The sequence below is a fragment of the Caballeronia calidae genome, assembly GCF_900044055.2.
Lineage (GTDB): Bacteria > Pseudomonadota > Gammaproteobacteria > Burkholderiales > Burkholderiaceae > Caballeronia > Caballeronia calidae.
This window is the reverse complement of record NZ_FCOX02000002.1, coordinates 105,443-125,764: the sequence shown is the minus strand read 5'-3', so window position 1 is coordinate 125,764 and position 20,322 is coordinate 105,443. Positions and strand designations below refer to the sequence as shown.

The 20,322-nt window shown below is 62.6% G+C and carries 20 protein-coding genes and 1 pseudogene; 11 read left to right on the top strand and 10 right to left on the bottom strand.

Annotated features, from left to right (window positions below; all coding sequences use genetic code 11):
- The first annotated feature begins 113 nt into the window (after positions 1-113).
- Positions 114-974 (top strand): NmrA family NAD(P)-binding protein, encoded by an 861-nt coding sequence (locus AWB78_RS02780; RefSeq protein ID WP_062602013.1) that lies wholly within the window; start codon positions 114-116, stop codon positions 972-974.
- Here AWB78_RS02780 and AWB78_RS02775 read toward each other — a convergent pair.
- Positions 971-2,101 (bottom strand): annotated as a pseudogene (locus AWB78_RS02775) (MBL fold metallo-hydrolase). The gene AWB78_RS02780 and the pseudogene AWB78_RS02775 sit on opposite strands and share 4 nt — an antisense overlap.
- Before the next feature lie 96 nt (positions 2,102-2,197).
- On the opposite strand from AWB78_RS02775, the gene AWB78_RS02770 reads away from it, so the two are divergent.
- Positions 2,198-2,842 (top strand): TetR/AcrR family transcriptional regulator, encoded by a 645-nt coding sequence (locus tag AWB78_RS02770; RefSeq protein ID WP_062602011.1) that lies wholly within the window; start codon positions 2,198-2,200, stop codon positions 2,840-2,842.
- Here AWB78_RS02770 and AWB78_RS02765 read toward each other — a convergent pair.
- Positions 2,837-3,568 (bottom strand): GntR family transcriptional regulator, encoded by a 732-nt coding sequence (locus tag AWB78_RS02765; protein ID WP_062602009.1) that lies wholly within the window; start codon positions 3,566-3,568, stop codon positions 2,837-2,839. The genes AWB78_RS02770 and AWB78_RS02765 overlap by 6 nt on opposite strands.
- Before the next feature lie 340 nt (positions 3,569-3,908).
- On the opposite strand from AWB78_RS02765, the gene AWB78_RS02760 reads away from it, so the two are divergent.
- The 8 genes from AWB78_RS02760 (at position 3,909) to AWB78_RS02725 (ending at position 11,082) form a co-directional block, all read left to right on the top strand.
- Positions 3,909-5,225 (top strand): aromatic ring-hydroxylating dioxygenase subunit alpha, encoded by a 1,317-nt coding sequence (locus AWB78_RS02760; protein ID WP_062602007.1) that lies wholly within the window; start codon positions 3,909-3,911, stop codon positions 5,223-5,225.
- Between the two features lie 60 nt (positions 5,226-5,285).
- On the top strand, positions 5,286-6,722 hold the full coding sequence (locus AWB78_RS02755) for a glutamine synthetase family protein (RefSeq protein WP_062602005.1): 1,437 nt from the start codon (positions 5,286-5,288) through the stop codon (positions 6,720-6,722).
- Between the two features lie 26 nt (positions 6,723-6,748).
- Entirely contained in the window at positions 6,749-7,072 is a 324-nt protein-coding gene (locus tag AWB78_RS02750; RefSeq protein ID WP_062602003.1) for a 2Fe-2S iron-sulfur cluster-binding protein, read from the top strand.
- Between the two features lie 4 nt (positions 7,073-7,076).
- Positions 7,077-8,300 carry an NAD(P)/FAD-dependent oxidoreductase gene (locus tag AWB78_RS02745; RefSeq protein WP_063958925.1) on the top strand — a complete coding sequence of 408 codons (1,224 nt, stop codon included), beginning with the start codon at positions 7,077-7,079 and terminating at the stop codon, positions 8,298-8,300.
- The gene (locus AWB78_RS02740) at positions 8,297-9,049 is read left to right on the top strand and encodes a gamma-glutamyl-gamma-aminobutyrate hydrolase family protein (RefSeq protein WP_062602001.1); all 753 of its coding nucleotides are present in this window, start codon (positions 8,297-8,299) and stop codon (positions 9,047-9,049) included. The genes AWB78_RS02745 and AWB78_RS02740 overlap by 4 nt, the downstream gene beginning before the upstream one ends.
- 4 nt (positions 9,050-9,053) lie before the next feature.
- Positions 9,054-10,028, top strand: a complete 975-nt coding sequence (locus AWB78_RS02735; protein ID WP_062601999.1) for a LysR family transcriptional regulator — start codon at positions 9,054-9,056, stop codon at positions 10,026-10,028.
- Between the two features lie 200 nt (positions 10,029-10,228).
- A complete protein-coding gene (locus AWB78_RS02730; RefSeq protein ID WP_062601997.1) occupies positions 10,229-10,495 on the top strand; it encodes a hypothetical protein in 267 nt (88 codons plus the stop codon).
- 113 nt (positions 10,496-10,608) lie between these two features.
- Positions 10,609-11,082: a ProQ/FinO family protein gene (locus AWB78_RS02725; RefSeq protein WP_062601995.1), complete on the top strand. Its 474-nt coding sequence runs from the start codon at positions 10,609-10,611 to the stop codon at positions 11,080-11,082.
- 34 nt (positions 11,083-11,116) lie between these two features.
- Here AWB78_RS02725 and AWB78_RS02720 read toward each other — a convergent pair whose 3' ends face one another.
- Entirely contained in the window at positions 11,117-11,671 is a 555-nt protein-coding gene (locus AWB78_RS02720; RefSeq protein ID WP_062601992.1) for a 4-hydroxylaminobenzoate lyase, read from the bottom strand.
- 336 nt (positions 11,672-12,007) lie between these two features.
- Here AWB78_RS02720 and AWB78_RS02715 point away from each other — a divergent pair, with 336 nt between their 5' ends.
- Positions 12,008-12,625, top strand: a complete 618-nt coding sequence (locus AWB78_RS02715; RefSeq protein WP_062601990.1) for a hypothetical protein — start codon at positions 12,008-12,010, stop codon at positions 12,623-12,625.
- Between the two features lie 5 nt (positions 12,626-12,630).
- Here AWB78_RS02715 and AWB78_RS02710 read toward each other — a convergent pair whose 3' ends face one another.
- The 7 genes from AWB78_RS02710 to AWB78_RS02680 are packed head-to-tail and all read right to left on the bottom strand — an operon-like array spanning position 12,631 to position 20,321.
- The gene (locus AWB78_RS02710) at positions 12,631-13,662 is read right to left on the bottom strand and encodes a GlxA family transcriptional regulator (protein ID WP_082883219.1); all 1,032 of its coding nucleotides are present in this window, start codon (positions 13,660-13,662) and stop codon (positions 12,631-12,633) included.
- A gap of 3 nt (positions 13,663-13,665) precedes the next feature.
- Positions 13,666-15,000, bottom strand: coding sequence for an MmgE/PrpD family protein (locus AWB78_RS02705; RefSeq protein ID WP_062601988.1), 1,335 nt, complete (start codon positions 14,998-15,000; stop codon positions 13,666-13,668).
- A gap of 3 nt (positions 15,001-15,003) precedes the next feature.
- On the bottom strand, positions 15,004-15,804 hold the full coding sequence (locus tag AWB78_RS02700; protein WP_062601983.1) for a crotonase/enoyl-CoA hydratase family protein: 801 nt from the start codon (positions 15,802-15,804) through the stop codon (positions 15,004-15,006).
- Positions 15,801-17,375 carry a class I adenylate-forming enzyme family protein gene (locus tag AWB78_RS02695; RefSeq protein WP_062601981.1) on the bottom strand — a complete coding sequence of 525 codons (1,575 nt, stop codon included), beginning with the start codon at positions 17,373-17,375 and terminating at the stop codon, positions 15,801-15,803. The genes AWB78_RS02700 and AWB78_RS02695 overlap by 4 nt, the downstream gene beginning before the upstream one ends.
- An 18-nt stretch (positions 17,376-17,393) precedes the next feature.
- On the bottom strand, positions 17,394-18,566 hold the full coding sequence (locus AWB78_RS02690) for an acyl-CoA dehydrogenase family protein (protein WP_062601980.1): 1,173 nt from the start codon (positions 18,564-18,566) through the stop codon (positions 17,394-17,396).
- A complete protein-coding gene (locus AWB78_RS02685) occupies positions 18,559-19,404 on the bottom strand; it encodes a nitrilase-related carbon-nitrogen hydrolase (protein ID WP_062601977.1) in 846 nt (281 codons plus the stop codon). The genes AWB78_RS02690 and AWB78_RS02685 overlap by 8 nt, the downstream gene beginning before the upstream one ends.
- 32 nt (positions 19,405-19,436) lie before the next feature.
- Entirely contained in the window at positions 19,437-20,321 is an 885-nt protein-coding gene (locus tag AWB78_RS02680) for a glycine betaine ABC transporter substrate-binding protein (protein ID WP_062601975.1), read from the bottom strand.
- Position 20,322 lies beyond the last annotated feature (1 nt).

The following is a 20,322-nucleotide window of genomic DNA, read 5'->3' as shown; positions in this document are numbered from 1 at the left end:
GTTGATGACATCGCGTCATCGATCTCATGACGCGCAGGCCATTTTTTCGGTGCGGTCCGCTCACTAACATGCAATCCATCGCAGCTCAACGCATTGCACAAAGGAGTCGGACCATGTACGTCATCACTGGAGTCACAGGACAAGTCGGCGGCGCGCTCGCGAACGTGCTGCTGCAAGCGGGCAAGCCCGTTCGCGCCGTCGTGCGCGACGGGAACAAGGGCGCGGCATGGGCGGCGCGCGGCTGCGAGATCGCACTCGCCAATATGACCGATGCTGACGCGCTTGCACGCGCATTCGAAGGCGCGCAAGGCGTGTTCATTCTGCCGCCGCCCGAGTTCGATCCGGCGCCGGGCTTTCCCGAAGCCCGTGAAGTGAACGATGCGATCGTCGCGGCCGTGACGAGAGCGAAGCCGCGCAAGATCGTGTGCCTCTCGACCATCGGCGCTCAGACCACGCAGACCAATCTTCTGACGCAGCGCACACTGCTGGAAGAGGCATTGAAGACGCAACCGGTTCCGGTGACGTTCCTGCGGCCCGGCTGGTTCATGGAGAACTGCGCATGGGATGTCGATTCGGCGCGCAACGAAGGCATCGTTCGATCGTTCCTGCAACCGCTCGATCGCGCGATTCCGATGATCGCCACCGGCGATATCGGCGAGCTTGCGGCGAAGCTCCTGCAGGAAGAGTGGAGCGGCGCGCGCGTCGTCGAACTGGAAGGCCCGCAGCGCACGAGCCCGCACGATATTGCCGCAGCATTCGCCGAAGTGCTCGGCCAACCCGTGCGTGCGCAAGCGGTGCCGCGTGAGTCCTGGGAGTCGCTGTTCGTGAGTCAGGGCATGAAGCATCCGACGCCGCGCATCCGCATGCTCGATGGTTTCAACGAAGGCTGGATCGATTTCGAAGGGCGCCGTGAAGATATCGTGAAAGGCACGACGCCGCTCGTCGATGTGATCCGCACGCTCGTCGCGCGCTAGGCGTCAGGCGATAGCGGTTCCGATGCGCGCGAGGCGCAAAAGCGCCACGGCGAAGGCGCTTTCTGCACATCGGCCATCTCGCGCCACCAGCGCTCTCCGCGATGCGGCGCTGCCACATCGAGCCTTTCGCCCATGCGCGGTGTCGCTACCGCCACGCCGCGCGCGAGCGCGAGGCCCGTCACGCGCTCGAAAGGCTCCTACCACGGATGCATCGCGAGATCGAACGTGCCGTTGTGAATCGGCACGAGCCAGCGTCCGCGCAAGTCGATATGCGCCTGCACGGTTTCCTCGGGCTGCATGTGGACGTACGGCCATTGCGAGTCGTATGCGCCGGTTTCGATCAGCGTGATGTCGAACGGACCGAGGCGCTCGCCGATGGTCCGAAAGCCGTCGAAATAACCGGTGTCGCCGCTGAAGAACACGCGCACATCATCGTCGACGATGACCCACGACGCCCATAGCGTGCTGTTGCCGTCGAACAGGCTGCGCCCGGAAAAATGCTGCGCGGGCGTCGCGGTGAACGAGAGACCGTCGATCTGCGCGCTCTGCCACCAGTCGAGCTGACGCACCTGCGATGCATCGATGCCCCATTCGATCAGCCGGTCGCCGACGCCGAGCGGCGTGAGAAAGACCTGCGTCGTCGCGGCGAGCGCGAGCACGGTGTCGCGATCGAGATGATCGTAATGATCGTGCGACAGGATCACGCCACGCAACGGCGGCAGAGCGTCGAGCGCGATGGGCGGCGCGTGAAAGCGCTTCGGCCCGACGCGTTTGAATGGCGACGCGCGCTCGCCGAAGACGGGGTCCGTCAGCCAGTATTCGCCGCGCAGTTTCAAGAGCATCGTCGAATGGCCGAGCCGGTAGAGGCTGCGATCCGGCGCGGCATCGAGTTGCGCGCGCGTGAGCGTATCGACGATCGGCGTCTGCACGGGCACCGTGTTGCGCGGCTTGTTCAGCAGCACGTTCCACATGATGCGCAGGGTTTTGCCGAAGCCCTCGGCCGGACGCGGCTTCACGTTGCGAAAGCGCTCACCGTCATGCTGCGGCGATGCGCTCGACAGCGCGCGTCCACGCTTTGCAGCGGCGAGACCCAGGGCACGGCTGATGCGATCGGCAAACGAAGTCATAGGGCGTGACGGGACGTGATCCCGGAGCAGAAAGTAGACTGTACAGTGTAGTTTAATTTCGAGAAAAAAGTAAACCGGGCGGTGTAAAATATGGGGATGGATTCGAACGACATGAGCGACATTCCCCAGCGCCTTACCGACCGCAAGCGCGCCGCGATCGTGAACGCGGCCGTGGAGGAGTTCATCGCGGCGGGCTACGACGCCACCAGCATGGACCGCATCGCCGCGCGCGCGGGCGTGTCGAAGCGCACCGTGTACAACCACTTCGAAAGCAAGGAAGCGCTGTTCGCCGCGATCCTGCATCGTCTGTGGGATGCGAGCGAAACGGGCGACGCGGCTGTCTATGACGCCGATGAACCGCTGCGCGCGCAATTGCTCGCGTTGCTCACCCGCAAGCTGCGCCTCATGAACGACGAGGCGTTCTTATCGCTTGCGCGCGTGGCGATCGCGGCCGGCATTCACTCGCCCGAGCGCGCGCGGGACATGGTTGCGCGCATCGGCGAGCGCGAGGAAGACGTGACGGTGTGGATCAGGAAAGCCGCCGCCGATGGCCGTCTCGCGGTCAAAGACCCGGTTTTCGCCGGACAGCAATTGCATGGCATCGTGAAAGGCTTCGCGTTCTGGCCGCAAGTGACGATGGGCCAGCCGCCGCTCACGAAGAATGAACAGAAGAAAGTGGCGGAAGCGGCCGCCGATATGTTCCTCGCGCGCTATGAACGCGCAGCATCGAAACGTTCATAAGACGGCTTCCGCCACGAGTTGCAACGCGGGCGCGAGTTTCACGCAGACCTCGGGGCGCTCCAGCGCATAGGCCAGATTCTTTTGCGCTATCTGCACGTGCTCGGTTGCGAGCGATTGCGCGCGCGTGCCTTCGCCGCGCTCAAGTGCTTCTACCAGACTATGGTGCTGCTGATGCGCCATGAAGAGCCAGTTCCGTCCCTCCTCGATAGCCGACTGCATCGGCAGCATCGCGCTCGCGGCGGCGAACGGCAGGCGATTGTTCATATCGATGGCACGCATCAGCGCCGCATTCCCCGATCCCTCGACGATCAGCTTGTGGAAGCGATTGTTCATGTCGGTGTAGGCCGCGTAGTCGTCGAGATCGAGCTCGGGCTTCGCGAGCAGACGATCGCCCGCGCGCAGGCATTCCGCGAGCGCATTCGATAACTGGCGCGGCACGCCATGCTCCGCGACGAGACGCGCGGCCATGCCTTCGAGATGACCGCGCACCGCGATGGCATCGGCGATTTCGGCGGCGGTGATGCGCCGCATCACATAGCCGCCCCCCGGCGACGGCTCGACGAGCCCTTCCTGCTCCAGCGTGGTGAGCGCGAGCCGGACCGGCGTGCGCGATGCCTTCAGCCGCTCGGCGAGTGCGACTTCGCCCAGGCGCTCGCCGGGCGCGAATTCGCCTTTCAGGATCAGGTCGCGCAGATGCACCAGTACGCGTTCTTGCAGGGATTCCATCGCTTTCTCTCCGTTCGCCGTTGGGATGATTCTAGGCGATCGGGCGCCTGACGTGCGTTGGATCTGTACATTCGAAAGAGCTTATGTTTTCTGATGTATGCAGAGCGGCCGATTATCTCCTTTTCGGCGCCTATAGGGTAATTCCGGATAAATGGACAAAATATCATGTAAAACAGCATATTATGCAGTTATGGACCGCCAGTGAAATTCATTTCGAGCGAGCATGCTGCATACATTGCTTGTGCAAATGTGCTCACTAGGCCTATTCTCTCATCCATCGACACGCCGTTCTGCATGCAAGAAGCCGACGCGTGAATTCAATCGAACCGGAGACAAAGCCATGATGAGTTCGCAGCAAAACGACACGATCACCCGCGTCGGCAAGGGCACGCCCGCCGGCCAACTGCTGCGCCGGTACTGGCAGCCCGTGGCGCTCGTCGAGGAATTGCCGGCCGAACGCCCGGTGAAAGCCGTGCGCCTGATGGGTCAGGATTTCGTCGTGTTCAAGGACGAACAGGGCCGTTACGGCATGCTGGACCGCGACTGCCCGCATCGCGGCGCCGATCTCGCGGCGGGTCGTCTCGAAGGCGGCGGCCTGCGCTGCGCCTTTCACGGCTGGCTCTTCGATGTGGACGGCCGCTGTCTCTCGACGCCGGGCGAGCCTGTCGGCAGCACGCTCTGCAACAAGGTGCGCCAGTCGGCGTATCCGGTCATCGAGAAGGCCGGCGTTCTGTTCGGCTACATCGGCAAGGGCGAGCCGCCGGCGTTTCCGAACTTCGACTGCTTCGCCGCGCCCGATGCCTACACCTTCGCGTTCAAGGGACTCTTCGAATGCAACTGGCTGCAGGCGCTCGAAGTGGGCATCGATCCGGCGCACGCGTCGTTTCTGCATCGCTTCTTCGAGGACGAAGACGTGAGCGAGAGCTACGGCAAGCAGTTTCGCGGCGCGTCGGCGGATTCGAACATGCCGATCACGAAGGTGCTGCGCGAGTTCGAATCGCCCGAGATTCTCGTGAGCCCGGCGGATTACGGGCTGCGTCTGATCGCCAAACGCGCGCTCGACGAGGCGCATACGCATGTGCGCGTGACCAATGTCGTGTTTCCGCAAGCCTTCGTGATTCCGATGAGCTCGGAGATGACCATCACGCAATGGCACGTGCCCGTCGACGATGAAAACTGCTACTGGTACGCGATCTTCACGAGCTTCGGCGCGCCGACCGACAAGGCGCAGATGCGCGAGCAGCGGCTCGAACTGTACGAGCTGCCCGATTACACGTCGCGCAAGAACAAGCGCAACCACTACGGCTTCGATCCGCAGGAGCAGTTGAGCGAGACCTACACGGGCATGGGCTTCGATATCAACGTGCACGATCAATGGGCCGTCGAATCGCAGGGCGCGATCCAGGACCGCACGCGCGAGCATCTCGGCACGACCGACAAGGGAATCATTGCGTATCGTCGCTTGCTCGTCGATGCGATCGAAAAGACGCAAGCGGGCGAGAAGACGCTGATGCTGATCGACGAAGAAGAGGCCGCGCATCTCACCGGTCCTGCATCGATCGACGGCATCGGGCCCGCGGATCGCTGGGACGAGTACTGGAAAGAGTCCGACGTGAAGCGCCGCGTGAACGCGCCGTGGCCCGCGCCGAAAGCCTGAACGAACCGACCCGCAACCTAATGGAGCGCGCGGCGCATCACGCGGCCGCGCGGAACGGATATGTCTTTCGTAGAAACTCATGGATTGTGGACGGACGCGCAGCATGCCGCGTATGCCGGACTCGTCGAGCAACTGAAGAAAAGCGCCGTGAAAGTCGTGCGCTTCTCGTTTCCTGATCAACACGGCTTGCTGCGCGGCAAGACGCTCGTCGTCGACGAGGCGATCAGGGCGATGAAAAGCGGCGTCACGCTGACGACGACGCTCTTCGCCAAGGACACGTCGCATCGCACGGTGTTTCCTGTGTTCACGACGGGCGGCGGCTTCGACATGCCCGAGATGCAGGGCGCATGCGACACGCTGATGGTTGCCGATCCCGAAACGTTTCGCGTCCTGCCGTGGGCGCCGCATACGGGATGGGTGCTATGCGATGTGCACTTCGCCAACGGCATGCCCGTGCCGTTCGGAACACGACATCTCTTTCGCCGCGCGCTCGATCAGCTTTCGAATCACGGCTATGAATTCGTCTCGGGCCTCGAAGTGGAGTTTCATGTTTTCAAGGTCACGGACCCGCACATGAAGCCCGAGCATTCGGGGCAGCCTGGCTTGCCGCCCGATGTCGAATTGCTGTCGCATGGTTATCAATATCTGACGGAGTTGCGCTATGACGCCGTCGACGATGTGATGGAATTGCTTCGCCGCAATGTCGAAGGACTCGGCCTCGATGTGCGCTCGCTCGAAGTGGAATACGGGCCGAGCCAGTTCGAGTTCACGTTCGCGCCGAAGAAAGGCATCAGAAGCGCCGACGACATGGTGCTGTTTCGCAGCGCGGTGAAGCAGATTTGCCAGCGCAACGGTTATCACGCGACCTTCATGTGCCGTCCGCGCATTCCGAATGTCGTGTCGAGCGGATGGCATCTGCATCAATCGCTCGTGCATTCGGGCGACGGCAGGAACGCGTTCATGCCGGACGATGAATCGCAGGCTTTGTCGATCACCGGTCAACGCTATCTCGCGGGTTTGCTTGCGCATGCCCAAGGCGCGACTTCGTTGTCGACGCCGACCATCAACGGCTATCGGCGTTATCGACCTTATTCGAACGCGCCCGATCGCGCGATCTGGGGACGCGATAACCGCGGCGTGATGCTGCGCGTGCTCGGCGGCGCGAATGATCCCGCGAGCCGCATCGAGAACCGCGTGGGCGAGCCGACCGCGAATCCTTATCTGTATTTCGGTTCGCAAGTCATCTCGGGCCTCGATGGCATACGTCGCAAGCTCGAATTGCCGCCTTCAGCCGACACGCCCTATGAAACACGAGCCGACGCGCTGCCGCGCACGTTGAGCGATGCACTCGATGCCTTGCGCGCCGATGAGTGCCTGCGCGAAGGCTTCGGCAGCGCGTTCATCGATTACTTCTGCAAGCTGAAGCAAGCGGAGATCGACCGCTTCAATCTGGAAGTCACCGAGTGGGAACACCGCGAGTATTTCGAAGCGTTCTGACGGCGCGCTCGCAAAGGAGAAATGTCATGCCCATCGTTACTTATATTCTGCGCGACGGCGAACGACGCGAGATCGACGTGCCCGATGGCACGAGCGTCATGGAAGCCGCGATCCATAACAACGTGCGCGGCATCGACGCCGAATGCGGCGGATGCTTGTCTTGCGCGACGTGTCATGTTTATATCGATGCATCGTCGACGGCGGAACTTCCATCGCCCGACGAATCGGAACTCGAATTGCTCGATGGCGTCTTGGCTGCGCGTCGTCCCGAAAGCCGGCTCAGTTGTCAGCTCGTGATGAGCGCCGCGATGAGCGGACTCGTCGTGCAGATTCCGCAAAGGCAAGGGTGAAGATATGAATGGCACGCTCGTGATCGTCGGCGCATCGTATGCGGGTGTTCAGCTCGCGGCGTCCGCGCGCGAATCCGGCTGTGAAGGTCGCATCGTGCTCGTCGGCGACGAAGCCGATGCGCCTTATCAGCGCCCGCCCTTGTCGAAGGGCTTTCTCACAGGCGGTTTCAGCGAGGAGCGCTTGCCTTTGCGCTCGCAAGCCTTCTTCGACGAAGAGAAGATCGAATGGATGCCGTCGATGCGCGCGACCCATATCGATCGCACGCATCGCGAGATTCAGATGCATGACGGCATGCGCATCGCTTACGATCATCTCGCGCTGACGACGGGCGCGCGCGTGCGCAAGCTCGATTGCCCGGGCGCGACGCTCGATGCCGTCCACTATCTGCGCGACCTTCGCGATGCACGGCGCCTTGCGCAAACGGCATGCACCGCGCGGCGCGCGGTCGTGATCGGCGGCGGTTATATCGGTCTCGAAGCGGCGGCTTCGCTGCGCCAGAAAGGTATCGAGGTGACGGTCGTGGAAACCGAGCCGCGTCTGCTTGCGCGCGTCGCGTCGCCGTGGATATCGGCGTATATGCAGCGCGCACATGCCGACAAAGGCGTCGCGTTCGAGTTCGGGCGCAAGGTCGTCGCGCTGCGGCCGCTGCATGATGCGGTGTCGGTCGTGCTCGATGACGACACGCACCTGCAGTGCGATCTCGTCGTGGTCGGTATCGGCGTGATACCGAATACGGAGCTTGCCGCGGAGTGCGGCCTGACGGTGGCGGGCGGCATCGTCGTCGATGAATGCGCGCGCACGAGCGATCCGGCGATCGTCGCCGCGGGCGATTGCGCCGCATTCGTGCCGCATTGGGCGCAGGACGCGCGTGCCTGCCGCATCGAGTCGGTGCAGAACGCGAACGATATGGCGAAAGTGGCGGCGCTCGCCGTCGCAGGGCGGCCGCAGCCGTATCGCGCGGTGCCGTGGTTCTGGTCCGATCAATACGATCTCAAGCTGCAGATGGCGGGCATCAACGCGGGCTTCACGCATCAGGCGTTGCGCGGTTCCGTCGAAGAACGGAAGTTTTCGATCTTTTACTTCCGCGACGCTGCGTTGATGGCGGTGGATAGCATCAATCGTCCGCAAGACCATATGCTCGCGCGCAAGCTGCTCGCGAAAGGCGCACGCCTTTCGCCGCAAGACGCGCAAGATCCGGCGTTCGATTTAAAAGGAGTGGTGCAATGAAGCCGCTCGTGGGTGTCGTGTGCGACCGGTTCTTCGTCGGCGATTACGACCTGCATAGCGCGAAGCACAGCTATGTGCGCGCCTTGATGACGTGCGCGAACGTCATTCCGGTCTTGATACCCGCATCGCGTGATATCGAGTCGGTCACGGACTATCTCGATGGCGTGAGCGGCCTGCTGCTGTTTCCCGGCGGCGCGTCGAATGTCGACTCGACGCGATACGGCGCAGTCGCAGACGCCGATATGCTCGTCGATCCCGACCGCGATCATGTCGCGCTGGAACTGATGCGCGGCGCGGCGGCGCGCGGCATGCCCCTGCTCGGCATATGCCGCGGCTTTCAGGAGATGAACGTCGCGTTCGGCGGCACCTTGCATCCCGACATTCATGCGTCGGGGCATTCCGACGATCATCTCGAAGACCTGAGCGAGGATCTGCTCACACGCTATCGTTATCGTCATGAAATCGAACTCGTCGATGACGGCGCGTTATCGAAGCTCGCGGGCGGGGCGCAGCGTGTGCGCGTGAACTCGCTGCATCGTCAGGGCGTCGCGAAGCTCGGGGCCCGTCTTGCTGTCGAAGCGCGCGCGCCGGATGGCCTCATCGAAGCGATCCGTCTCGATGGCCCTGCGTTCGCGATCGGCGTGCAATGGCATCCCGAAGCGATGGTCGCAAGCGACGCACTTTCGCGTGCGCTGTTCGAATCGTTCGGCGCGAGCTGCAGGCGCTACGCGATGCGGGACGAGGATTGATGCCATGGCGGCGGATCGCATCGATCTCAATCTGTTGCGCGTATTCGACGCGATCTTCGAAGACCGCAATCTCGTGCTCGCGGGAAAGCGTCTGAATCTCAGTCAATCCGCGATCAGTCACGCGCTCGGACGCATGCGCGACGCGCTCGGCGACGATCTCTTCGTGCGCACCGGACGCGGCATGGAACCCACCGTGCGCGCACTGGCCATGGCGACGCCGGTGCGCGGCGCGCTCGCGCAGATCAAGGCGGCGCTGGGCGTCGATGAATTCGATCCGGCCATCGCGCGACGCACTTTCGTGCTGGCCGCGAACGACTACATCACGGCGCTGCTGCTCGGGCGGCTCAGTCAGCGTCTGCGTGTGGAAGCGCCGCTCGTCGATCTCGTCGTCCGGCCGTCGACGCGGCTCGATCTCGCGGGCCAGATCGATGTCGGCCGCATCGATCTCGCGATCGGCATCTTCGCGGACGTGCCGCGGCGCTTTCGCTCGATCGGCGTATGGGATCAGACGGATGTGCTGCTGCTGCATCGCGAGCATGCGATCGCGAAGCGGCCGCTCACGCGCGAGGACTTGCTGACGTATCCGCTCGTCGCTATCTCGCAGGGCGGAGAGGAAGAGGGCGCGGTGGGCGGCTTCATCGTCGAACGCGGACTCGCGCGGCAATCGGAGATGTTCGATCGTGAGGCGTTAGAGCGCGGCTTCGCCGATCACGCCGATGCGCCGCGTGTACGCATGGCCGTTGCGCATTCGCTCGCGATTCCCGCGCTGCTGCGTCATAGCGACATGCTCGCGCTGGTGCCGTCATCGCTTGGCCGCGAACTGGAACGCAGCGGCGAGCTCGAGGTGCGCGCAACACCTTATGCCTGTCCTGATGTCACCGTGCGTGCCGTGTGGCACGAACGCAACGACGCCGACCCCGGGCTGCAATGGCTCCGGAAGCAACTCATCGACGTATCGCGGCAAGTGCGAAGCCGCTGATGCGCGCGGCGTTCAAGAGCATTAGCCGCAAAAAACCGGTGCCGTTCGAACGTTCATGCTCAAAAGGGCGAAGGGATTAACTTCGCCCTGGCTTAGGTATAAGGTCTATGAGTGCGCTATCTTTCGCGCACTCGATTCATCGGTTTCACCTGACGGCTCTCGCGTCAGGCAGTAGCAAGCCTTCGTTGAAGGAGGTTGTCATGAAGACCATTCTTGTTTCGGCCGCGTTCGTGGCCGCGTTTTCGCTCGGAAGCCTCGCCCAGGCAGAGGAGCAAACCGACACCTTGCAGTCCATCCCCGCGCCCGCGCAACAGAACGCACAAGGCGCCACGGTTTCCGGCGATACCGCTTATGGCGGCGCGGCCACGGGCCAGAGTGCCAGCGGGAAAGCTTCGAAGTGGTCCGGCGGCGCCGCGGTCAACTGCGCCCCGCAACCGTTCTGCAATGTCTATTCGGGCGGACAGTGAGCGCCCCGCGTGCGCCCGGTGGCCTCTTTCGCAAGCCGCCGGGCGCAGCCCGCAATGAGGTCGTCATCGGAGGCTGTTAAAATCCCCGAAACGTATTTCACGGGCACGATGTGATGGGCTTCGAACAACTCGCCGGACTGAAAGAGCAACTCGCAAAACAGGCTGCAAACAACGCAGCGAAGAAAAAGCCGCCGCGCGCGCGGCGTCCGGCACCAGCGCCGGCTGCACCGGCCAAGCCGGTGGACCCTGTCGTGCATACGATAGGCAAGCTGCAAAAGCGCTTTCCGCTCGCATTCCCGAAGAATCCCGCGCCCAAGGTGCCGCTGAAGGTCGGTATATTCGACGATCTCATGAAGCACGCGGAAGAGCTCGGCCTGAGCGAGCGCGAACTGCGTAGCGCGATCAAGATCTGGTGCCGCGGCAACCGGTATTGGACGTCCCTTGTCGAGGGCGCGCCGCGAATCGATCTCGCAGGCGGCAATGCGGGCGTCGTGTCGTCGGCGGATGCGGCGCGTGCGGTTCATCTGGAAGCGAATCGCGCGGCGCGCTCGGTTTCTTCTCCGAAGGCCGAGGAACCCGCCAAGTAAGGTCCGCGACGTTGTTCATCGAGCGGACAGCGTCTCAGGGCGCGGGCGGTTGGAGATCGTAGGCAATTCGTCCCGCGGGCAGAAAGAATAGCGCGATCACGGCGCCGCCCTTCGCTTCCGGATAGTGATGGCTGCCCGGCGCGGGCGCCGTCCAGCCGCCATGACACCATCCGTTGGGGCCGGCGAGCGCCGCGCCTTCGTCGAGCGGCACGACCATGTTGAATTCGCCATACGGATGCCCGTGATAATCGCCGCGGAAAGTGCCTTCGGGATTGTTCTGCTGATTGCCGGTGCTGTCCATCAGTACCGCCGTGATGCTGAAGAAGAAGGTCTCCGCGCACGGCGCGACGAGACGCGCACGCCGGTATCGCGGCCCTGAAATCTCCACATCCGCCGCCCATCCTTCCTCGACGCCGCGCCTGATCAGCCGGGCCAGGTCCTTGTACAACGCGCTGTCGACGCCGTATTTCGTGTTGAGCCATTGCTCGACGTTCGAATCCGTCGTCATATCCTTGACTTCTTCGAGAAAGGGCAGGCATCGCGCGATGAGCTCTTCTTTGTTGATGGGTGCGGCTCGAGTCGGGGACATCGATTGTTCTCCTTGGATCGGGTTGTGACTGGCGTGTGAAATACGATGCCACGTCTCTTGGCGCGCCAGAAGCGAAGTTATTGCAAGCTCAAGTTGAATGTCGTGCAAGTCGCGCGGTGCCGCGATGAACGGAATGCGTCGTTATACGATTCGGTATCCGAAGTAATACATTCAGGCTCAGGAGTGTTCACTTCCGAATTCGTGCGAAGCAGCGTCACATGGAAGTTCAGTGCTTTCGATCGGCTCGCAACTAACCGTCTACGATTTCACTCGCCTTCGAACGGAACAGGCGCGATCATTGCTCAGCCAGCACGAATAAAACACACAGGAGATGACATGCCCGAAAGCCGCCACCCGGACGCCTGCAGGATCGGCGTCGCCTTCATCGAAGCGCAACTGACGGCGCTCGTCGCCTACGCGAGCCTGCTGTCCGACTGGATCGATCGCGGTGCGCCGCCGCCCGATTTTGCAAAGGCGCAGCCGCTATTGGCGCGCAAGCGTTCGCATCCGGAAGCGCACATGCATAGCGAAGCCGGCACGCCGATGAAAGCACCGCCACCCGAAGGCGACTTATCCTGGCCTTCGTTCGATACGGCCGAACAACGCATCGCGTTCGCGTTGATCGTCCCGAGCACGAATGCGATTCTCGCGGTCGCGGAATACTTCGACATTCATCGTTTCTCGGCCTCGCGTGCGCCGGAAGTCCAGTTCCTCATGCGCGTGCGCGATGCGGCCGTGAATGGCAACGTGTTTCACATCGCCGCCGACGAATACATGCCGCACGCCGCTTACGCAGGCCTGATCGTCGATCACACGCTTGACGGCACGCTGCTCTTCAGCGATGGCGTCAAGCCCGGCTTCATGGAATTCGGCGATACGGTCGGCCTGCTGCGCTATCTCGTGAAGCTCCTCACGAGCATGCAATCGGTGATCAGCGCGGGCGACGCGGGATAGACGACTCAGCGCGCGTCGCTCGCGGCGCGCTCCTGTCCGGGCGTCTTCGCGAAGAACTGCTTGTAGCAGCGGCCGAGATGCGATGCGCTCGCGAAACCGCATTGCATCGCGACATCGAGCAGCGAAAGCGACGACTCGCGAATCAGCTTTTGCGCGGCCTTTAGCCGCAGTTCGAGATAGAACTGCGATGGCCGCACGTTGAAATGCCTGATCCACATACGCTCGAAGGTGCGCGGCGAGATGCCTGCGAGCGAGGCGACGGTTTTCATCGGAATGGGGCGCTCGATGTTCTGTTCCATCAGCGTGACCGCATGCACGATGCGTCTGTCCTCCACGCCGTAGCGCCATTGAATCGCCATCTTCTGGCTTTCCTGCGCGGTTCGCATGCGCGTATGGATGAACTGATCGGCGACTTCGGCTGCGAGCTGATGCCCATGCTGACGCGCGATCAGATCCAGCATCATGTCGATGGCGGCAGTGCCGCCGCTGCATGTCATGCGATCGCCTTCGATGCAATAGAGATCGCGGCTTACGTCGAGCGATGGAAACTCGTCGGCGAGTTCCTTCAGCGCTTCCCAGTGAATCGTGCAGCGGCGTTTGTCGAGCAGGCCGGCGCGCGCGAGGATCATCGTGCCGAGGCTGATGCCGCCGAGCGTCGATCCCTGTGCCGCATAGCGCCGCAGGAATTCGAAGACCTGCGCGTTGCGATAGTTCGACACGCCGATGCTCGCGACGACGAACACATGACTCAGTTCCGGCGACGACGTGATTGCGAAGTCGGGCAGCAGCGCGAAACCCGAGCTGGACGAGACCGGCTCGCCATCGGCGCTGATCAGATGCCAGCTATAGAGTTCCTTGCCGCTCACGCGGTTGGCCGCCCGCAAGGGCTCGGTGACGGAGCTGAGCGCCATCATCGAGAAATGCGGGACGAGGAAGAAGCCCATGCGCTGGGGCTTGGTTTGTTCGTCGCCGACGGAAGCGGAGGTGCGCCCGGTTTTGATCGGGCGCGTGGCTGGCGGAATGTCGTTCGCGTTCATGGATCAGGCGTGAGCCTCGAGCACGAGGTCGAGCAGCGGGGTCACGTTCGCGTCTTCGGCGTCGAGTGCATCGATGGTGCGCGCCAGTTCACGCGCCATGTTCGCGCCACAGGCGGCGTCGGCGAAGGCGTGGAATTTGGCGCGTATCGCGTTTGCATCGAGTGGCAAGGCGGGATCGCCCAGCGCCTGCGTGGGGCCGGAATCGAAATGCCTTCCGTCGAACAAATCGATGCTCACTTCGGCGAAGCGCTGATCCGGAAAGCGCGTGGTGTAGTCCGCGCATTCCTCGGTACGGATGAGATGACTCAGGCGCAGGACTTCCGCATCGCGAAGGGCGTCGCCGTAGAGCGCATCGAAACGCACCGCGCCGTGCTTCAACGCAACCGCCACCGGAAACAGCAGACTGTATTGCGCCTCTTCGGTCGATACGGGCGTGGCGTGCGCCAGGCGCGTCGCATGATGAAACGTGCGCACGTTCACCGCGCGAATCTGCTCGCTCGTGAAGCCGTGCTTCGATCTGAGCGCGAGCGCCGCGTCGATGGCGGGATGCGCCCATCGGCAGACGGGTTGCGGTTTGAAGTATTGCTCCATGATGCGCCAGCGTTCGCCGAGATCGCTCCAGATGCCGCGGGTTGCTTCCTGTTCGATGGTCACGGCCGGCGCGCCCGTGAAGCCGCGCTGCGCGAGAAAAGCCGCGGAGAGGCCCGCCATGCAGCCCCAGCCGGAACCGTCCTTCACCATCGTCGGGTGATCGATGCAGCGCATCATCTGACTGCGCGGCCCGTGATACTCCGCGATGCCGAGCGCCTCGCGCGTCTGCCGCATATCGAGCGGCAGAATGCGCGCGGCGAGCGCTGCGGCGGCCAGGGCATTCCATGCGCCCGACGTATGATAATCGCAGGCGCTCGCGTGCAACGCAATGCCCGCCCGCGTGCCGAGTTCATAACCGAGCACCATGCAAGCGAGAAATTCGCGGCCGGTCATCTTGGGCCGTATGTCGGCGAGCGCGAGCAGCGCGGGCAGCACGGTCACGCCGACATGACCCTTGGTTTGCGCATGACCGTCGTGGCCATCGCAACTGTCGATCATCATCGCGCCCGCGAGACCGGCACCGATCGGGCTGGCGGCGCGGCCATCGAAAAGAATGCGCGAGCGCAGCGCGCCCGGTGCGAAGAACTCCGCAGCATGATCGCTCGCGATGCGCGACAACGCCGTCTCTCTTCCCGCAAGCGCAACGCCGAGCAGATCCAGCACGCAGAGCTTCGCCTGTTCGATGATCTTCGAAGGCAGCACATCGAACGTCAATTCATGAATGAACGCGATGGCGGATGTGCCCATCCATCAGTCTCCCGTATAGACCGGCGCGCGGCGCTCGAACGTGGCGGCGATGGCCTCGCGATGATCCGCCGTGCGATGCGCGATGCCCTGAAATGCCGCCGACATCTCCAGCAGGCTCGGCAAGTCCATGCGCTGACCTTCGCGCACGAGGCGCTTCGACATGCGCAGGATATCGGGCGCATTGCTCGCGATTTCACGTGCGAGCGTGAGCGCGGTGTCCATCAGCTCGGCATCGGGAACGACGCGCGACACGAGTCCCCATTCCTCGGCGCGTTTCGCATCGATTGCGCGGCCGGTGAAGATCATCTCGTTCGCGCGCGATAGCCCGACAGCACGCGGCAAGAGCCATGCGCCGCCATCGCCGGGAATGATGCCGACCTTCGCGAAGCTCTCGGCAAACAGCGCGCTTTCCCCCGCGATGCGGATATCGCACATCAATGCGAGATCGCATCCGGCACCGTGCGCAGGACCGTTGACGGCGGCGATGACCGGCACATCGAGTTCGTGAAACGCGCGCGGAATGCGCTGAATGCCACGCCGATAGTTCTCGCGAATATGCGCGGACGTGCCGGAAAACGTGCCGACTTCATCGCGCATATGCTTGATGTTGCCGCCCGACGAGAACGCTGGACCCGCGCCCGTCAGCACGATCGCGCGCACGGACATGTCGCCTTGCGCACGCTCCAGGCACGCGATGATTGCATCGACAACTTCTTTCTCGGTGATGGCGTTGCGCGTCTCGGGACGATTCAGCGTCATCGTGACGATATGGCCGTCCTGCTCGTACAGTACGGGTTCGCTCATTGCGAGGCTCCTGAAAGCATGCTTTGATAAACGGGTCCGGCGAGTACGTGACGCAGCACCTTGCCGCTCGGATTCAGCGGCAGCTTCTCGACGAAGAAGATTTTCTTGGGCCGCTTGTAGGGCGCGAGATCGTCGCCGGATTTGCAGAACGCGACTACGTCATCTTCCGTCAACGTCGACACGCTGCGCACGATGAAGGCCGTCACCGCTTGTCCCCACTTGTCATCGGGCACGCCGATCACGGCGGCTTCCTGCACGCCGGGGCAGTGATACAGCACTTCTTCGATTTCGCGCGGATAGATGTTCTCGCCGCCCGACACGATCATGTCGTCGGCGCGGCCCTGAAAGTGGAAATAACCTGCTTCGTCGATGCTGAATAGATCGCCGGTATAGAGCCAGCCCGACTTGAACTTCTTGTCGGTCTCGACCGGATTGTTCCAGTAGCCCGATGCGAGTTGCGGTCCCTTCACGATCAACTGGCCGACTTCACCTGCCGCGACGGTTTCGTTCGGCGTCACGACACGCTCGGAATCGTTGCGGATCACGCGGCATGTGCTGATGAGCGTGGGCTTGCCGCACGAGCCGAGATAGGTGAGCGCATCGCGTGGATGAAGAAGGAGCGTGAGGCTGGCTTCGGTCATGCCATAACCGTTGAAGATGTTCGGGCAGAACTCGTCGATCACGCGCTGCATCGTCTTCGCGGGAATCGCGGCGCCGCCGGTCGTGATCATGCGCAGGCTGTGCGTGTCGATCGACGCGAAGTCCGGATGGAACAGCATGTCCTGAATCTGCGTGGGCACGGCGAAGAGCGTCGTGATGCCGTAATGCGCGATAGCCTGCAGCGTCGCAAGTGGCTCGTAGCGCGGCAGTATCACGTTATGCGCGCCGACCATGAGATGCGGCACGAAGTACGCCTGCATGCCGCCGACGTGATACAGCGGCGCGATATGCAAGGCGGCATCGGTGCTCGTGAGGCTGTATTCCATCACGCAGTTCGTCGCGATGGACACATCGTTGCCGTGCGTGTGGATCGCGCCTTTCGGGCGGCCGGTGGTGCCGGACGTGTAGACGAGGGCGGAAATGTCGTCTGGCTGAAGACGCGGCAGCGGGGCATCCAGCGGCCCGGCGCCTTCGATCAACGCTTCGAACGCATAGTGATTCGACGGCATCTCCACGCCGTTGTTCATGCAAACATACGTGCGCAGGTCCGGCAACGTCTGCTCGATCTTCGCGACGACGGGCAGCATCGAGTCGTCGTAGATCAATGCGCGCGCGCCCGCGTCGCGCAGAATGAACGCAGCTTCGTTGGCGGAGAGGCGGAAGTTCATCGGCACCGCAATCGCGCCGAGCAACTGGCACGCCATATAGGCGGTCGGCGTCGCATCGGAGGTCTTCTGCAGGATCGCGACCCGATCCATCTGGCGCACGCCGAGATCGAAGAGCGCCTGTGCGAGACGGCGCACGCGCGCGCTCCATTGCGCATACGTGAGTGAAACGGCGCCGCAGGTCAGCGCGGGACGGTCCGGATACCTGGCAACCGTGTTTTCGAAAAGCGACGTGATCGTGAGCATGATGCGTGATGTTGCTCTCTAGAGAGTGATCCGGATGTCGGGAAGATCGCGGCCCGCGATCAGATACTTGGCGACCTCTGACGTACCGCCGACGATGGTGAGCGCCCGTGCATCGCGATAGAGCTGCTCGGCGCGGCCGTATTCCTTGGTGATGCCGTCGCCGCCGAGAATCTGCACGGTTTCATTCGCGCAATAGTTCGCGGTTTCGGTCGCGACGAGCTTCGCCATCGCGGCTTCCTTCATCAGCGCTTTGCCGTCGGCGCCGGCGTCATACATCTTCGTCGCGCGATAGGTGATGAGTTCCGATGCATCGATGCGCCAGCTCATCTGCGCGATCTTGTCCCAGATGAGTTGCTTGCAGCCGAGCGGCTGACCGAAGGATTGGCGTGTTTGCGCGTGCGCCGTCGCGATATCGAAGGCGCTGCGCGCGACGCCGAGACCCGAGCCGCCGAGAATCGCGCGCTCGAAGTTGAACATGCCGCGCATGATGCGAAAGCCGCCGCCTTTTTCGCCGAGAAGGTGATCCGCGCTCACGCGGCAATCGTCGAATCTGACTTCGCCGACGATGCAGCCGCGCCGCCCCATGAACGTATAGTTGCGAGGGAAACTAATCCCACGCGCATGCTTCGGCACCGCGACCGCGGTCATGCCGTCGCCGGTAAGACCATAGACGATATAGACATCCGCGACGGACGCATTGGAGATATAGCGCTTGAACCCGTTGATGACCCACTCGTTGCGCGTCTCGTCGAAGTCGATGCGCGTCTCCATGCCCGCCGAATCGCTGCCGACATTCGGTTCGGTCACGCAGATCGCGCCGATCGCCGTGCCTTCGAGAATCGGCGCGAGATAGGTATCGCGCAGACGCTCGCCCGCATGACGGTGCAGCGGATACGCGCATGACAAGGCCGTCGCGATCGTCGTCTCGAAGGCGTAGTTGATGTACGACGCTTCCTCGGAAAGAATGGTTGCGTGCGTGAGACCGGGATGCTCCAGCTTGCCCTGATACAGATCGGGGAACATCAGCTTCAGATAGCCTGCCGCGCCGAGCGCGCGCACGACATGCTTGACCGCATCCCAATCCTGCCGGTCTTCGATATCGGCGGCGCGCGGCAAAAGCTCGCGTTGCAGGAAGTCGCGGACTTCGGCGCGGAAGGCCCGGTCCGCATCGTTCAAAAGAAAATCACGCATGGTCGATTTTTGTGTTTGCCTGGATTCGCTGCGCATAGATGCGCGCATCGCGCACCGTCGGCAGAAGGAAGCGCGCGCGGCGGATCGCTTCGTAATCGAGCTCGCCGACGACGAGGCATTCCTCTTCGCCTTCCGCTTGCGCGATGGTCTTGCCGAAGGGATCGAGAATGCGCGATCCGCCCCAGAAGGTCATCATGCCCTCGGTGCCGACACGATTCGCCATCACGACAGGCACGCCGTAAGTGAGCGCATGGAAGCGCAGATTGATGTCCCAGCCCGATGGATTATCGAAGCCTTCGCCCACTGCCTCGCGCGCCGAGCTGATCGGTGCGGCGAGCAACGTGACGCCGTCGCACATGAGCCCGTGCAGGATCGCCGGATTCCACAGGTCGTTGCAGATGGGCGTCGCGATGCGCCATTCATCATCGATTGCATAGCTTTCCGGCTTCGGGCCCGCTGCGAAGTAGAGGCCATCGCGCAGCTTGCCGTAGGTGGCCAGCATCGTCTTGCGATGCACGTGAACCAGCTTGCCGTTCGCGACGGTAGCCTGGCTGTTGTGGAACTGACCGCCCGGCGCTTCCTCGATGAAGCCGAACACGACATGCATGCCCGCGCTCGCTTCGGCGAGTTGCCTGATCACGGGATCGTCGCGGGTCATGGCGAGGCGTAAGGCGTCCTTGCCGCCGCTATGACCATGCAGCGATAGTTCCGGAAAGACGAGCAGACGCACGCCGCGCTTCCTTGCATCTGCGATGTGCTGGATATGCCGCGCGAGATTGGCCTGCACGTCGCCGTACGCCGTGTCGGTTTGCGCGGCCGCCACCTTGATCGTGGTCATGAGATCGGTCCTTGGTTGTGCGCGGGCGTGAATCAGATCAGCCCGGACTCTTTGAGGAACTGATTCACGACATCGGAGAACGACTTCTTCTGCACGTCGACGCTCGCGTTGAGGCGTGCCATCGTGGGCGCGTCGAGCTTCGCGGACAGCGCGTTGAGCAGCGGCCCGAGCGTCGGGTTCGCGTCGAGCGTCGCTTTGCGGATCACGGGCGTCAAGGCGTAGGAAGGGAAATAGCCCTTGTCGTCCTTGAGCAAGACGAAGTTGAACGCAGGCACGCGGCCATCGGTGGCGAAGACGAGCGCCACATCGACCTGATGATCCTTCAAGGCCTGATACGTGAGGCCCGTGTCCATGCGCTTGACATCGCCCTGGCTGAACTCGAAGCCGTATTGCTTCTGCAGCGGACGCAGACCGTCGGGCCGCGCATAGAACTCCGAGTTGCACGCGAACGTGAGCGTCTTGCCGCCTTTCATCGCCTTCGCGAGATCGCTCATCGTGACGATGCCGAGCTTCTTCGCTTCGTCCTGATTCATCGCGAACGCATAGGTGTTGTTCGCCTTGGACGGATTCAGCCATACGAGGCCCTTCGCCGCATCGAGTTCCTTGACTTTCTTGTAGGTGTCTTCGGGCGAGAGACGGTCATTGATCTTGTTGTAGGTGATGAGCGACGTGCCGGTATATTCCCAGTACACGTCGACCTGACCGTTCTCCTGGGCCTGACGCAACACGGCGCTGCCCATGCCGTCTTTCTTCGTCACGGTGAAACCTTTGGCTTCGAGGTAACGCGTCGTCATCTCGGCCATCAACTGCTGTTCGGTGAAGTTCTTGCCGCCGACCACAACCGATGCCGCGCTTGCGGACACACTTGCGAGCATCGAAATAAGGATGCCGAACGATACCGCGAATAACTTTTTCATG

What these genes read in the sequence shown, in the direction of transcription:
- AWB78_RS02700 (WP_062601983.1), bottom strand. Translation starts at nt 15,804, where the DNA reads ATGAGCGAACCCGTACTGTACGAGCAGGACGGCCATATCGTCACGATG.
- AWB78_RS02730 (WP_062601997.1), top strand. Translation starts at nt 10,229, where the DNA reads ATGAAGACCATTCTTGTTTCGGCCGCGTTCGTGGCCGCGTTTTCGCTC.
- AWB78_RS02745 (WP_063958925.1), top strand. Translation starts at nt 7,077, where the DNA reads ATGAATGGCACGCTCGTGATCGTCGGCGCATCGTATGCGGGTGTTCAG.
- AWB78_RS02755 (WP_062602005.1), top strand. Translation starts at nt 5,286, where the DNA reads ATGTCTTTCGTAGAAACTCATGGATTGTGGACGGACGCGCAGCATGCC.
- AWB78_RS02715 (WP_062601990.1), top strand. Translation starts at nt 12,008, where the DNA reads ATGCCCGAAAGCCGCCACCCGGACGCCTGCAGGATCGGCGTCGCCTTC.
- AWB78_RS02735 (WP_062601999.1), top strand. Translation starts at nt 9,054, where the DNA reads ATGGCGGCGGATCGCATCGATCTCAATCTGTTGCGCGTATTCGACGCG.
- AWB78_RS02680 (WP_062601975.1), bottom strand. Translation starts at nt 20,321, where the DNA reads ATGAAAAAGTTATTCGCGGTATCGTTCGGCATCCTTATTTCGATGCTC.
- AWB78_RS02725 (WP_062601995.1), top strand. Translation starts at nt 10,609, where the DNA reads ATGGGCTTCGAACAACTCGCCGGACTGAAAGAGCAACTCGCAAAACAG.
- AWB78_RS02690 (WP_062601980.1), bottom strand. Translation starts at nt 18,566, where the DNA reads ATGCGTGATTTTCTTTTGAACGATGCGGACCGGGCCTTCCGCGCCGAA.
- AWB78_RS02720 (WP_062601992.1), bottom strand. Translation starts at nt 11,671, where the DNA reads ATGTCCCCGACTCGAGCCGCACCCATCAACAAAGAAGAGCTCATCGCG.
- AWB78_RS02750 (WP_062602003.1), top strand. Translation starts at nt 6,749, where the DNA reads ATGCCCATCGTTACTTATATTCTGCGCGACGGCGAACGACGCGAGATC.
- AWB78_RS02760 (WP_062602007.1), top strand. Translation starts at nt 3,909, where the DNA reads ATGATGAGTTCGCAGCAAAACGACACGATCACCCGCGTCGGCAAGGGC.
- AWB78_RS02770 (WP_062602011.1), top strand. Translation starts at nt 2,198, where the DNA reads ATGGATTCGAACGACATGAGCGACATTCCCCAGCGCCTTACCGACCGC.
- AWB78_RS02685 (WP_062601977.1), bottom strand. Translation starts at nt 19,404, where the DNA reads ATGACCACGATCAAGGTGGCGGCCGCGCAAACCGACACGGCGTACGGC.
- AWB78_RS02695 (WP_062601981.1), bottom strand. Translation starts at nt 17,375, where the DNA reads ATGCTCACGATCACGTCGCTTTTCGAAAACACGGTTGCCAGGTATCCG.
- AWB78_RS02780 (WP_062602013.1), top strand. Translation starts at nt 114, where the DNA reads ATGTACGTCATCACTGGAGTCACAGGACAAGTCGGCGGCGCGCTCGCG.
- AWB78_RS02740 (WP_062602001.1), top strand. Translation starts at nt 8,297, where the DNA reads ATGAAGCCGCTCGTGGGTGTCGTGTGCGACCGGTTCTTCGTCGGCGAT.
- AWB78_RS02710 (WP_082883219.1), bottom strand. Translation starts at nt 13,662, where the DNA reads ATGAACGCGAACGACATTCCGCCAGCCACGCGCCCGATCAAAACCGGG.
- AWB78_RS02705 (WP_062601988.1), bottom strand. Translation starts at nt 15,000, where the DNA reads ATGGGCACATCCGCCATCGCGTTCATTCATGAATTGACGTTCGATGTG.
- AWB78_RS02765 (WP_062602009.1), bottom strand. Translation starts at nt 3,568, where the DNA reads ATGGAATCCCTGCAAGAACGCGTACTGGTGCATCTGCGCGACCTGATC.